Below are 12,491 nucleotides of genomic sequence, written 5' to 3'. Positions count from 1 at the left end.
ACGTCACTTGGCAGCACGGCACGGCACCAAACGACATGATCACTCACGGTCTCGTCATGCGTAGGTCTCGGGTTCGAATCCCGAAGGTGGCTCTGTAGAAGCCTCAGGACTCACTCGCCGTGACCTGGGGCTTTTGCTTTTGCGGGGTGCCCGGAGCGCGAGTTGTGGACAGGCCATCCGCACTCCCGGGACCGGAGCCGATGCGATTGTCGGCGCCGGGGCGCCGCTCGATCACAGCCCCTGTGGCTGGGCGGGTCCGGCTGACGGGACGCGTTGTCGGCGCAGGAGCAGGCCTGCGGGCCGCCACAGGGCGAAGGCCAGGCCGAGGACGAGTGGGATCTGCAGGAACTGCTGGATCACCGGAGGCCCGGGCTTGTCCCCCCGCCTGAGCGGGGCACGGCCCTGCGGATCGACGGTCACCGTGTAAGTGCCGCCCACCACCCACTTCCAGCCCATGAGCCCGTTCTCCTCGATCGGAGCCAGCGGTGGGCCGTCGAGGACGGTGACCGTGTAGAGGTGGGCGCTGTCACCCATGCCGTCGCCGGCGGACCACTGAATCTGTCGGACCCTGACGTGTTCGGTACGCCCGTGCTGGTGCAGTGCCTGCTGATCCAGTTCCTTGTTCTGCAGGAACAGCACCCCGAAAAGGCACACCGCACACAGCAGCCACCGGATGTCCAACCACCAGCATGTGCCCAGGAACACGCAGGCGAGGAGGATCGCCAGCGCGCACAGCACGTCGATCCACTGGGCGTGCGCGACGACGGCTGTGCGCACGATCGCCCACAGCGCCAACGCTGCCCCGGTGCTCGCGGCGCCCACCAGCACCCGCCAAGCCACGCCTGTCCGCCCTGTGCCTGCTCCCTCCGCGCTCACCCTCACCCCTGCTCTCGACGAGACCGTCGGCCTGATGGTTCAGGCGCTCCAATGTATGTATCGTTCAACGATCCTTCAATAGAATGGTTCAACATTGGGTCGTCTGCTTCGCGGACGCGGAACGGCAACCAACCGGAGGGCTGAAGAAGATGAGTCGGCATCAGTTCGAACAGGTCGACGACCTCGGGCGGATCCTGTTCTGCGACGACCCCGCGCTGCAGCTCGAGTGCGTCCTGGGGGGCCTGGAGACCGCGGAAGGCACAGTCACCCTCGATCCCGCACAGACACCCCGCATGCCCACCGCCCTCTTCGAGTTCAGGCAGGCCCTGGGCGTGGGCTACTTCGGGTACATCGCGCCAAAGGGAGCGTCGCTCGACGAAATACCCGAGGAACCGCAGCTCGAAGGCGCCATCCTGTTCGGCATGAGGCGCCTACCGCCCGAGGTCTTCTGCGACCTGCCCTCGATCCCCGGATGGGAACTGCACGAGATACCCGATGAAGAGCCAAAACTGGAGCGGTGCTACGGATACACCTACTCCCGGCTGGAACTGCGGACGCCCGACGGTGAGATCTACTCCCGGACCTGGGTCCCCCACGACTCCGAGTGGGAGGCCGCCGCCCTGCGTCACGGACACGTCGTGTGCTTGTGCGGCGTGGAACTGGGGATCCGCGGACTGTACGCGATGACCGACGCCCAGCACACCCCGGGCATGCGCCACGAATCCTTCCGCCGCGGCTGCGCGCTGGGCCTGACCATCGGCGGACTCGTCGCCTACGTCGACCACCGCTGACGCGCAACACCAGGGCGGCATGCATCGAGTACGAGCTGGGCCGCGATGCGGCACCGGGCCTCGTAGACGATGCGGTTCACCTGGTACGGGCGCCTCTGGGGCCTGCTGTGCAGAATGAGGCCGCGCCGGGTCGCGGCTGCGGGGTCTCGTGCTCAAGAAATCGCCCTTGGACTTCGAGGCGCTCCTCGGCCTCCTCCTGGCGACCGGCACGACCGACATCGTTGGCCTCTCCACCCTCCGGCCTGCGGACGTCGCGTCGATCCCCGCCAGCCCGGCCGTAGCCAAGGGCGCCGTCGCCACTTTCCGCGGTCGCGCCGGGACCGCCTCCTGGCTCCCGGCGAGAACCGACCCTGCATCCACGTCCATGACCAACTGACGGCAGGAGCCGCGGCCATGCCCGACGGAGTGTCGCCTCGGAGCCGGCCGTGCTCTCGAAGTCGGGTCGGCGCGCATCGACGGCCAACCCCATCACCCGGTATCCCAACCCGTTGTCGCCCAGTGCTTTGCTGCCGTAGGACGCGTCTACGTAAAGCGGGTGGCCCGGTTGGTTCTGTTCCATGGCTCTGTTCCACAGCCGCGACGGAGCCCGGGGTGGCGGTGGACATTGGGGCGGAACCGAAGGCAATTCTGCCGCCTTGCAGTGGCGGGGCGCCCGTCTCTGTAGCGCCACTTCACAGGTCCCCGGCTTTAGATGTTCTGGCGGTTACCCGGACCACATTTCTCTCGGCGGGCAACAACGAGCTTATGAACAGAGATCAACTACCCCGCAAATACCTCCATTCCGATGAGCACGCGAACGACCGTCGGGTGTCTACTCAAGAACTCGACGCGCCAGTATGCTCCGACCATGACAGCGCCTGTCCGGAATCCGCCCAACGTCCTGTTCTCGTTTGCCGGTGCGGTCGTTTTCCTCGCTGGTCTGGGACTGATGGTGCTCGGCTTGGGCCAAGTTATTCGTGGGTTCGTCGGCACCGACGCCATCCATCAGTTGAGCGGTGGTTCCGGCCCTGACTACCGCCAGGATCAACTGAAGCCGATCATCAACGGCATGTCGGCCCTTTTTGTCGGCGGTACGGTACTGACGGTCGGCCGCTATCTGTGGCGCGGTGCGCGCCGGCGTGGCTGGCGGGACCGACTGGGCCGACTCTTGATTATCCTCGGGTATCTCGTTATCGGCGCTGCGCTGTACGTCGGCACCCGGTACATGGTGGCGATGGCGGGAGCGAACAGCGGGGACGAAGCGCAGCAGATCTCCATCAACTATTTGATCGCGGTCGCCGCGATCGGATTCCCCGGCGCACTGCTGGTATTCCTGGGGCTGCGAATAGCCAATGAGGTTCCGCTGATGGGGGTCTCCGTGAGCGCGGAGTAGGGATCAGATCATGGGTTTCGGCTCATCGCCGAATAGAGGGCTGTCCTCGAATCGCTCGGTCATGGCCGCGAAGCAGTTTCCTCACCTTCTGGGGCACGGGGAGATCGCGTCCCTGTACGGGGTGGAGAGGCAGACCGGCGGAATCCCGGTCGACGGCCCTGCCCGTCAACGGCTCTAGCGGTCAAGGGCGTTCTCCTTCTGCCACCGCCACCGCCACCGCCGGAGCGCGTCGGCCCGGTGGTCGTGTTCGAAGCCGTCGCCGAGAGGTCCCACCCGCTCGATCGCCTCGGCGGTACGTGGGTCGCCGCGCAGGGCGAGACCGTAGGCGGCCTCCAGACGTACGAGTTGGTCGTCGTCGTCGAGCAGTCCTGCCAGGGCGTCGGCGACGGCGGGCGTACGGTCCCGGGAGCTGGCCAGTGCCGCCGCTGCCGCGCCTCGTGGGCCGGGGTCCGGGTCCTTGGTCAGCAGGAGCAGCGCTCGGGTGATCTCCGGGAGGAGGTCGTCGTCGTCCCGCAGGCTCGCCGTGCACGCCCTGAGCCGCACCTCGGCGTCCGGGTCGCGCATGAGGGTGAGCAGGGCGGTCCTGGCCGCCGGGGTGCGCGGAACGCCGCCCGTGGCGAGGGCACAGGGCACTTCGCGTCGTACGCGCGGGTCGGGATGGTCGCCGTAGCGGAGGCCGATGGCTTCCTGGCCCGGATGGTCGCGGTCGGTGTAGGCGTCGAGCACTTTCGCGAGCAACTCACCGTCCGTTTCCTCGGCGGCCCAGGCGGCCAGGAGTTCGGCTTCCTTCTTCTCGTAGTAGGGGTTGGTGTCGAGGAACCCCCGCATCCGCAGGTAGTCCACCACGAACCGGCGCTGCGCCGGTTCACGGTCGTGGCGATGGGCCACCACGGCCGACCAGGTCTCGAAGCTGCGGCGCTCGGTGAGAATCCAGCAGACCGTCGACCAGGTCACATGGTCCTCGTTCGGCTGCTCCACAGCGCGGGCGACCAGTTCGTCGACGGGGGTCAGGATGCGGAAGGCCCACTCCAGTGAGGTCAGGACGGCTCCGTGGCCGGCTCGTACGGTCAGGTCGCCGAGTGAGACCGCATCGACCCAGTCGTATTCGCAGTCCTGGACGCGGACCGTCGAGGCCGGACCGGGCGCATCCGTCCTGCGCCGCAGTTCCTCGACCGCGCCCGTCTCGTACCAGTCGCGGGCCAGGGCGAGCAGCCGTTCGCGGTCGGCCTCCGGAAGTCGCAGCCGGGGCTCCTTGCCCAGCACCGCCGAGAAGACCGCCGGAGAGCCACCGTCGACAGCGCGCCACAGTGGCGTGGTCCCGTCCGGCAGCACCAGGTCAGGATCCGCACCGCCCTCCACCAAGGCCTCGGCCACCGGCGCGTCGTAAGCCGCCACGGCCGCGCACAGAACCGGCAGCCCGCCCGCGTCCACCGCGTCCGGATCCGCGCCCCGATCCAGCAGATCCCGTACCGCCTCGGCGTCCCCCGCCCGAACCGCCGATCTCAGCCGACTGTCCAATCCCGCCTCGCCCACGTTCCGTCCCCCACGTCGCATCACATCGCCGGCCCGCCGCCGAGGAGAGCCCACAAGTTGCTGTGAAGGCAGGCCGAGCTACGCCGCCACCTTGCGTGGACTTCCACCTCGCTCGCAACCGAGTAACGACACCGGTACTTCCACCGGCACCTTTGCCGGCCAGGACATTCGCGGGGCAGGCGATCTGCGGTGGTCCCGAGACGAGCAGATGGTGACCCGCACGCTGGTCGACGCCGGGCCGTTGTCGTTCGCCTGCGGCTTCGGTGTCCCGGGCTACGTCGACCTCGTCGCCCTCGGCCACACGGGGAAGGAGGACCTGGAATGCGCCGGATGACCGACGACGGCCCGACGACCGATGACGGACGCCTCACCGATGACGGGCGGCTCACGATTGACGGTCGGCCGACCCCAACCACCGTCCGAGCCACGACGAGATCAGCCGTGTCCGGGTCACCCCGGGCGCCAGCGCCCTGCTGTTCATCACGGACCGGTGCCTGGTCGGCTGTACCCAAGGACCGTCTGGAGGGCGAGGCCACAGCTCACCCGGAGGACGTGGCCACCGACGTTCTCGTGTAGCCGCGCAACAGCTCACGGCCCGACCCGCGCCGCATCCTCTACGACCGACCCCGGACCACCGGTGGAGTTCTTCACCCGCGGCACGAACGTGCTCGCACCCTGGGCGGGGGCGGCACGCGAGTGTGCGGGGGCAACAGCTTCGCGGCGGCACACGTGGCGGGAGTGGCGGGAGTAGAGGTGACGTAGGACCGGTTGCAACCCCAGTGCGCCGATCCACAGGGGCGCCCGATCTTCATCCAGGGCACGTTGCTACCCCTCCGAGGGGCAGCGAGGTCCACGGCGGGTCGTGCGGAGCAGCACGCCTCCCGCACCGGGCAAAAGCCCGGGGCTCTCGGGGAGGCGTGCGTACTCCTCGGGGTGGGGCTCAGCCCACCGCGTTCGCCCGCTCGGCCGCGCTCAGCGACGAGAGGGGTTCGGCGACAGACTTGGCGTGGACCGGGTTCGCGTGGGTGGCGGCAACGGGGTCCGCGTGAGTGGCCGCAACGGGGTTCGCGTGGGTGGCCGCAACCGGGTCCGCGTGAGTGGCCGGGACCGGGTTCGCCTGAGTGGCGGCAACGGGGTCCGCGTGGGTGGCGGCAACGGGGTCCGCGTGGGTGGCGGCAACCGGGTCCGCCTGGGTGGCCGGGACCGGGTTCGCGTGAGTGGCCGGGGTCGCGGCGCTGGCGACGCTGACCATCCCCGCGGCGGCCAGAACGGTTCCGGCGGCCACGCTGAACATCGCGCGGCGGTTATTCGAGAACTTGCGGTGCTTCGACAACGGTGTGCCTCTTCCTCGGATCGCCGGACTCCCACCTGTACGGGGGAGCCCTTTCGGGAGAGAGGTACGGAGTCGGGCGGTGGTCAGGTTGCACGGTGCGGCGGGAAAATTCTCCTGCCCGCACCGTGCAACCCCAGAGGGCCGCTCTCCGTATGTATGACAGGTGGAGTGGTGCGCGAGGGAGAGGCCGGCGAAGAGTGAGGGACACGGCCCGGGAACGGGAGTTCCGGGATTTTGCCGAGGCGCGGCAGGCGCAGCTCCGTCGCAGCGCCTACCTGCTCTGCGGTGACTGGCACCAGGCACAGGACCTGACCCAGACGACTTTGATGAAGTTGTACGCGGCCTGGGGACGGGTCAGCCGGGACGGCAATGCGGATGCCTACGCTCGCACCATCCTCACCCGTACCTTCATCGACCAGTGGCGCAAGCGAGGCTGGCGTGAGGAGCCGGTGAGCGAGCCACCCGATCTTCCCTCGGACGTGTCCGGCGCACCGGAGTTGCGATTGATGATGCAAGAAGCCCTGATGGAACTGGCGCCCCGCTACCGGGCCGTGCTGGTCCTGCGATTCTGGGAGGACTGGTCCGTCGAGCAGACCGCGCACGCACTGCGGGTGAGTCCGGGAACGGTGAAGAGCCAGAGCGCCCGCGGGCTCGCCCGGCTGCGCGAGATCGTCGAAGGCTTTGACAGTGAAGGGACCAGGAGGTGAAACCGGCCATGAATGAGCACGAGAACGACGCTCTGCACGCGGCCTTCCAGGCAGTCCTCAGCGCCGATCCGGAGCCTGCGCTGCCCAGCGTTGTCGACGCGGCCGTCGTCGGCGGCTTCCGGATCCGCCGCCGACGAGTTGCGCTCGCCACAGCCGGCGCACTGATCGTCGTGGCCTCCATGGCCGCCGTGGCCGTCAACCTGTCCTGGCTGGGCGGCGAACGGGCTCCGGTTCCCCTGGCCCCCGCCAGCACCGCCCACCCCACGCCGCACACACCCGAACCCGCTCGCACGGCAGCAGAGCCCCTTCCCTCCGGAGACTGACAGTCGCCGGGGCCGCCCCGGCATCAGGCTGTGGAGTCCAGGTAGATCCACACGGCCTCCGCGTTCCACTTCCGCACGCGACCGGGACCTGTACCAGCTGACCGCCACAGCCTCAAGATCATCTCCGTTGCGGCTTCTGGCCTCACCTCGGTCATCCGTATGTCCAGTTCGCGGCCGGGTTCGGCGTCGGCACCACCACTGCCTACCGCTACGTCACCGAGGCGGTTGAGATCCTGGCCGCCCCCGCCCCGACGCTCGCCGAGGTGGTTCGGGCGGCGTCGATGAAGGCGTTCGTCCTGCTGGACGGGACACCGCTGCCGATCGACTGGGGGCACCTCCCGGCCGAAGGCTGGGGGAGATCGCCGCCGACCGACCCTTCTATTCGGGCAAGCACAAGAAACACGGGATGAACGTGCAGGTGATCGCAGATCCTTCCGGCCGTCTGCTGTGGGCCTCGTCGGCTCTGCCCGGAGCCGTCCACGATATTCGTGCAGCCCGCGAGCACGGCATCGTCGAGGCTCTCGCCGAAGCCGGCGTCAACTGCTGGGCCGACAAGGGCTACCAGGGCGCCGGAGGCACTGTCCGTGTTCCCTGCCGCGGCCGGTGGGAGACGCTTTCCACAGGGCAGCAGGCCGTCAACCGATCCCATGCGAAGATCCGGGCCCTCGTCGAGCAAGCCGTCGCCATCCTCAAGTCCTGGCGGCTACTCCGCAAACTCCGTTGCTCGACCACCCGCATAACGGTCCTCGTCCAAGCCGTCCTCTGTCTCCGTCAGGCCAGCTCAGCCTGAGGATGGAAAACGCTCAGTGCCGGGGCCGCTGGTGCAGCCGGTCACATGTGTTCGGCTTTCGCTTTCGCCTTTGCCGCTCTGCTGATCCAGGACTGGCAGCACCATTGGGCGAGTCCGCCCACGGCGAGGGACACGAGGATTGCTCCCCAGTCGATGACGTGCGGCAGCCCGGGGAAGAAGGCGAAGAAGGCGAGCGCGGCGAGGAGACCCGAAAGGAACGCGGTGACACCCGCGCGGTGCCGCCGTGCTCTCCACGCCTGGTCCGGATCCTGGTCTTTGTTCTGCTCGATCATGAACAACTCACTTCGTGATGTTGTGGCACTGGCTCACGCGACGCGTTCCGCCGACGTAGAGGCGGGCGCACGCCTTTCCGTAACGAGGCAGCGTCTGGGGAGAGTTGTTCCGCATCGGGTCGATCTTGCACTCGGTGTGTGTCGTGCCGCGGGATGTACGGTACGTCCGGTTTTCGGTGTCGGCATAGGTGAAGTCGATACGCCAGTTGCAGAAACCGCTGCTCAGCGCGCCGACGAAAGCACAGTCGACTCCGGCGTTCTGGTAGCTGATCTTCCGGCCGCCGCCTCGGATGATGTGCGTGAACACACAGCCCGTCGGAATCTTCACTGTCATGCCGCCCACGCTGTACTCGAAAGTACGCACGGGAGTTGACCCGATCGCGCCGGCTTTTCACCGCCGTGTGTGATCAGCGAACGACCGGCTGACCAGAAGAAGCGTTCATCCTCGCGGAGGGTTCCGTGCGGGCCGTGCTGAGCATGGTTGTTCTGATAGCCGCTGTGGCTGGAAACGGGGTGTCGTATGGCAGTTGAGGGCGTTTATCCCGAGTTGGTCCGCGACGAGGAGCCCTGGCAGTCCGCGGAGGGCTGGAACGGTTACGCGCATGTGCGGGTGTGGCGGGTGGACGTGGGGCACGTGGTCGTGGTGCTCAGTGGCAAGGGTGCCGAGTACCACCCGGAGACGTTGCTTCCCCTGCTGCGTGCCGAATACCCGGACGACACCGTCGAGTTCTTCTTCCACCGGCCGATGGACTGGATGGCCCTGGGCTACTACGCGGAGCTGACGTCGAACGACGACGGGACGGTGACCGTCACACACATCGCGGGGGACGCACTGGCCGCCCGTCTCGGGCCCGCCCTGTACGCGACCGAGGACCGGGACGACCACTCGGCCGGCTACGGCGGCGCCTGAGCCCCCACCTGCGCCCCGTGCGGTCAGCGCGTCGCGTCCGGGCGGTTGCCGCGGGTCAGCGCCCGGGCGCACCAGCCGATGACCGACGCGTTGACCAGCGCCCCGAGGACGACCGCGACGATCAACACCCAGGCGCCGCCCGGCAGTGCGAGAAGGACGAGGCTGGCCGGGGCGGTGGCCATGAGAGGGACGACGCCGGCCAGGGCCGCGTCCGAGTCGTCGGGGATGTTGACGACGATCGCCCAGACGAGCAGCACCGCGCAGAGCGCGAGGTAGGCGAGGGCGAAGGGGTTGCGGAGGTTCCGGCCCACCCGGTGCAGAGGTGAACGGGCAGCGTGAGCATCGGTACCGGTCATGGAATCGGCTCCTGAGTCGAGGAGGGGACGAGAACGTCAGAGGTGGTCCGCGCCCGGCGGGTTCGGGCGGGTGATGCCGAGGTCGTAGGCGAGGATCGTGGCCTGGACGCGGTCGCGCAGGCCGAGTTTGCGGAGCAGGGCGTTCACATGGGACTTGACGGTGCCGACGGTGATCCCCAACTCCCCGGCGATCTCCGCGTTGTTGAGGCCGGAGGCGAGCAGGCCGAGGACGTTGCGCTGGCTGTCGGTGAGGCTGTCGAGTTCGCGCGAACCGGAACCAGGGGAATCAGAACCGGAGTTGGAGTGGAATCCGGCCCCCGCTCCTGACGCGTAGTGGCCGATCAGGCGGCGGGTCGCCGACGGAGCCAACACGCTCTCGCCGCTCGCCACCACCCGGATGCCGTCCAGGAGTTCGGAGGCGTGCACGTCCTTGAGGAGGAAGCCGGAGGCCCCCGCGCGCAGGGCGTCGAAGACGTACGCGTCCAGGTCGAAGGTGGTGAGCACCAGGACTCGGGGCGCGTTCTCCTTTCCGGTGATGATCCGGGTCGCTGCGATACCGTCGAGTTCCGGCATCCGTACGTCCATCACGACCACGTCGGGGGCCAGTTCGGCGGCGAGCACCACCGCGGTCGCGCCGTCCGCGGCCTCTCCTACGACCGTCATGTCCTCCTCGGCGTCGATCACGGCGGCGAAGCCCGCCCGGACGATGCCCTGGTCGTCGACGACCAGCACCCTGAGGCTCATCGTTGTCTCTCCTCGTCGTCCGGCACCGCGGTGAACGGCAGCCGGAGGTGGACCGTGCCCGGCGGCCGGCCGGTCGTCAGGGTCCCGCCGAGCGGCGCGATCCGCGCCGTCAACCGGTCCCGTACGGCGGGGTCGGTGGCGCGGGGCACACCGGTGGCCGTGATCGTCAACGTACCGTCGACCGCGTCGAGTTCGAGGACGGCGGGTTCGTCGTCGCCGGTCGCGAGGAGTGTCTCGGCGACGTGGTACGCGGTGAGGTCGACCTCGGTGGGCAGGCGTTCCGGTACCCGGTCGGTGAGCCGTATCTCCACGTCACGGCCGGTGGCCCGGCACTGGTGGGCGAGCAGGTCGAGGGCCTGGAGGGTGGGCTGCGGGGTCAGTTCGGCTGCCGTGTCGCCGTCGCGGACCGCGTCCAGGAGGGCGCGCATCGCGCTGAGTGCCTCGCGGGCGCGGGTCGCTGTCGCGTCCAGCCGGCCCGCCTGTGCTTCGGCGATCATGTCGGCGGTGCGGGCCAGCACCGTGGATTCCAGGCCGGCGGCGATACGGCGGCGTTCCGCCCAGGCGTCTCGTACGGCTTCCTCGGTCCAGGTGGCCAGGCGTTGGGTTTGTGTGTCCTGGGCTGCCTTGTTACGTCTGCCGAGCAGGGATCCGACGTAGTAGGCCGCGCCAACTACAAAGGCGGTACAGGCAGTTGTGGTCAATATCAGCGCCCAACCGGGGATGGTTGTGCCGCGGTGCAGTACGGCGATCGTCAACGCTGTTGCGTGTACGGCTGTTGCTGCAATTGGAAAGAGAAAGACGGGGACTTGAGGTAGTCGGTAGGCGCGGGCCGGTGGGGGCTGGTCGCGCCCCGCGGCGGAGCCGCTGATCGATACAGCCCCGCGCCCCTTGAAGGCCACCAGTGACGCGCATGTTGCCACGGCACTCAGCGTTGGTGGCAGCCACACCGGGCCCGTGTAGTTACCCACCTCCATCGCCACCGGCCACAACAGCGCCAGGCCCAACAAGGCACCCTGTGCGAAGACTCGCGCCCTCCTCAGCCACAGCAAGGACACCGCCTGCGCAGCCGCCAGCAGGGCGAACAACACGCCCGCCGAGACATGATTACCGGTCGGCGCCGACTCCGTCCGGATGATCAGGATCGGCAGCAGGGGCTGTACGCACAGGCCGAACGCGGCGACGACCTGGGCCACGCGGTAGCTCGGTGGGACGGATTGTTCCACCGGGCCCGCCGTGCGGCCGGGCAGGGTCGCCCGTACCTCCCAGCCGCCCTCCGTCGTGGGGCCGGTGGTCAGGGTGCCGCCCGCCTCCCGGGCGCGGGAGCGCAGGAAGCCCTGGCCGCGACCGCCGCCGAGGCCCGCGCCGTGGGCCGGGGTGCCGGACGGCGGTGCCGCGCTGGTGATCACGACGTCGGTGCGGGTGTCGCCGTAGCGGCAGAGCACCGTGGTCCGTGCGCCCGGCGCGTGCCGGGCCACGTTGGTCAGGGCCTCGCGCACGATGCCGTAGGCCGCGTCCGCGACGGCGCCGTCCGGAAGGGGGTCGATCTCGGCGTCCACCGGTTGGTCGAGGCGGCGGAAGCCGGCGATCAGGGCCCTCAACCGCTCCTCGGGGGAGGGGAGTTCCTCGCGGGAGGGGGCCGGGGCGCGTACCGCGCCGAGTGCGCGGGTGACCTCGCGGCCGGTCTCGGTCGCGAACTCCAGTGCCTCGGCGGCGAGTTCGGGGCGGCGTTCGCGCAGGCCGAGCGCGGCGCCGGCCGTGACGACCACGGCGGTGAGGTGGTGGGCGCTGACGTCGTGCAACTCCCGTTCCATACGGCGGCGTTCGGCCGCCGGGAGCCGGTGGCGCTCGGTCTCGGCGCGGTTCAGGAGGAGTTCGGCCGCTCGGCGGGCGCGACGGGTGCGCCGTACGAACATGCCCGCGCCGCACGCGGTGGCGTAGAGGAGGGCGGTCAGGACGAGGTCGAGGCCGTTGTTGTCGCTGAGGCCGTTCAGGCTGATGTTCTGCAGCAGCTGCCAGAGGGCGAGCGTGACCACGCACAGGACCGTGGTGAAGGTGTCGCGCTCGGCCGCCACCGAGAACAGGGCGAGTGCGACGCCCGCGGTGCCGAAGACCGCCATCGCGCCGGTGGGCAGGGGTCCCGCGCCCACCGCGCAGGCCGCCGCGACCACGACGAGAGTGGTCACCGGACGGCTGCGGCGCAGCGCGAGCGCGGCCGTCACCGGTCCGGCGACCAGGGCGGCCACGAGCAGGTCGGCCGCGGTCGGCACGGTGCCGCGCAGCAGCGGAGTCCCCGGCCACACCAGGGCCTGGGCGCAGATCAGCAGGACCGGGAGCAGCCGGTCGTCGGTTCGTTTCATGACACTCAAAGGCTATGGGCGCAGGTGAGGGGCCCGGCTCAGGCTGAAGGGGGATTACGGCCCCGGGACTCTCTATCTCTGGTTCAAGGCGGCAACCGTCCTCCAG

At 69.1% G+C, this 12,491-nt stretch carries 15 protein-coding genes and 1 pseudogene; 8 read left to right on the top strand and 8 right to left on the bottom strand.

Going from position 1 to position 12,491, the window contains the following annotated elements:
* Positions 1-231: 231 nt before the first annotated feature.
* Positions 232-840 carry a hypothetical protein gene (locus OC490_RS41155; protein ID WP_262063160.1) on the bottom strand — a complete coding sequence of 203 codons (609 nt, stop codon included), beginning with the start codon at positions 838-840 and terminating at the stop codon, positions 232-234.
* Positions 841-1,025: 185 nt separating this feature from the next.
* On the opposite strand from OC490_RS41155, the gene OC490_RS41150 reads away from it, so the two are divergent.
* The 3 genes from OC490_RS41150 to OC490_RS41140 all read left to right on the top strand — a co-directional run bounded on the left by OC490_RS41150 (position 1,026) and on the right by OC490_RS41140 (position 3,039).
* Complete coding sequence (locus OC490_RS41150) at positions 1,026-1,667, top strand: hypothetical protein (RefSeq protein ID WP_262063159.1); 642 nt, start codon at positions 1,026-1,028, stop codon at positions 1,665-1,667.
* A gap of 166 nt (positions 1,668-1,833) precedes the next feature.
* Entirely contained in the window at positions 1,834-2,043 is a 210-nt protein-coding gene (locus OC490_RS41145; protein ID WP_262063158.1) for a hypothetical protein, read from the top strand.
* 471 nt (positions 2,044-2,514) lie between these two features.
* Positions 2,515-3,039, top strand: a complete 525-nt coding sequence (locus OC490_RS41140; protein ID WP_262063157.1) for a hypothetical protein — start codon at positions 2,515-2,517, stop codon at positions 3,037-3,039.
* Positions 3,040-3,213: 174 nt separating this feature from the next.
* Here OC490_RS41140 and OC490_RS41135 read toward each other — a convergent pair whose 3' ends face one another.
* Complete coding sequence (locus tag OC490_RS41135) at positions 3,214-4,572, bottom strand: HEAT repeat domain-containing protein (protein WP_262063156.1); 1,359 nt, start codon at positions 4,570-4,572, stop codon at positions 3,214-3,216.
* A 208-nt stretch (positions 4,573-4,780) separates the two neighbouring features.
* On the opposite strand from OC490_RS41135, the gene OC490_RS41130 reads away from it, so the two are divergent.
* The gene (locus tag OC490_RS41130) at positions 4,781-4,906 is read left to right on the top strand and encodes a hypothetical protein (protein WP_262063155.1); all 126 of its coding nucleotides are present in this window, start codon (positions 4,781-4,783) and stop codon (positions 4,904-4,906) included.
* Positions 4,907-5,512: 606 nt separating this feature from the next.
* On the opposite strand, the gene OC490_RS41125 is transcribed toward OC490_RS41130, so the two are convergent.
* Positions 5,513-5,905, bottom strand: a complete 393-nt coding sequence (locus OC490_RS41125) for a hypothetical protein (protein WP_262063154.1) — start codon at positions 5,903-5,905, stop codon at positions 5,513-5,515.
* Positions 5,906-6,102: 197 nt separating this feature from the next.
* Here OC490_RS41125 and OC490_RS41120 point away from each other — a divergent pair, with 197 nt between their 5' ends.
* The 3 genes and pseudogenes from OC490_RS41120 to OC490_RS41110 form a co-directional block, all read left to right on the top strand.
* Entirely contained in the window at positions 6,103-6,612 is a 510-nt protein-coding gene (locus OC490_RS41120; RefSeq protein WP_262063153.1) for a SigE family RNA polymerase sigma factor, read from the top strand.
* Positions 6,613-6,620: 8 nt separating this feature from the next.
* A complete protein-coding gene (locus tag OC490_RS41115; protein ID WP_262063152.1) occupies positions 6,621-6,935 on the top strand; it encodes a hypothetical protein in 315 nt (104 codons plus the stop codon).
* A 149-nt stretch (positions 6,936-7,084) separates the two neighbouring features.
* Positions 7,085-7,725, top strand: a pseudogene (locus OC490_RS41110) (transposase family protein); the annotation flags it as partial.
* Positions 7,726-7,766: 41 nt separating this feature from the next.
* Here the strand turns inward: OC490_RS41110 and OC490_RS41105 are convergent.
* Positions 7,767-8,018: a hypothetical protein gene (locus OC490_RS41105; RefSeq protein ID WP_262063151.1), complete on the bottom strand. Its 252-nt coding sequence runs from the start codon at positions 8,016-8,018 to the stop codon at positions 7,767-7,769.
* Positions 8,019-8,025: 7 nt separating this feature from the next.
* The gene (locus OC490_RS41100) at positions 8,026-8,352 is read right to left on the bottom strand and encodes a hypothetical protein (RefSeq protein ID WP_262063150.1); all 327 of its coding nucleotides are present in this window, start codon (positions 8,350-8,352) and stop codon (positions 8,026-8,028) included.
* A 186-nt stretch (positions 8,353-8,538) separates the two neighbouring features.
* Here OC490_RS41100 and OC490_RS41095 point away from each other — a divergent pair, with 186 nt between their 5' ends.
* The gene (locus OC490_RS41095; protein ID WP_262063149.1) at positions 8,539-8,928 is read left to right on the top strand and encodes a hypothetical protein; all 390 of its coding nucleotides are present in this window, start codon (positions 8,539-8,541) and stop codon (positions 8,926-8,928) included.
* Positions 8,929-8,951: 23 nt separating this feature from the next.
* Here the strand turns inward: OC490_RS41095 and OC490_RS41090 are convergent, their stop codons facing one another.
* The 3 genes from OC490_RS41090 to OC490_RS41080 are packed head-to-tail and all read right to left on the bottom strand — an operon-like array spanning position 8,952 to position 12,385.
* Entirely contained in the window at positions 8,952-9,284 is a 333-nt protein-coding gene (locus OC490_RS41090; protein WP_262063148.1) for an SCO4225 family membrane protein, read from the bottom strand.
* 36 nt (positions 9,285-9,320) lie between these two features.
* Complete coding sequence (locus tag OC490_RS41085) at positions 9,321-10,028, bottom strand: response regulator (protein ID WP_262063147.1); 708 nt, start codon at positions 10,026-10,028, stop codon at positions 9,321-9,323.
* Complete coding sequence (locus OC490_RS41080; protein ID WP_262063146.1) at positions 10,025-12,385, bottom strand: histidine kinase; 2,361 nt, start codon at positions 12,383-12,385, stop codon at positions 10,025-10,027. Before OC490_RS41080 ends, OC490_RS41085 begins: the two co-directional genes overlap by 4 nt.
* Positions 12,386-12,491: the final 106 nt, after the last annotated feature.

The organism is Streptomyces sp. STR69 (assembly GCF_024519455.1).
In the GTDB taxonomy this organism is placed as follows: Bacteria; Actinomycetota; Actinomycetes; order Streptomycetales; family Streptomycetaceae; genus Streptomyces.
This window is presented reverse-complemented; position numbering and strand designations above follow the sequence as displayed.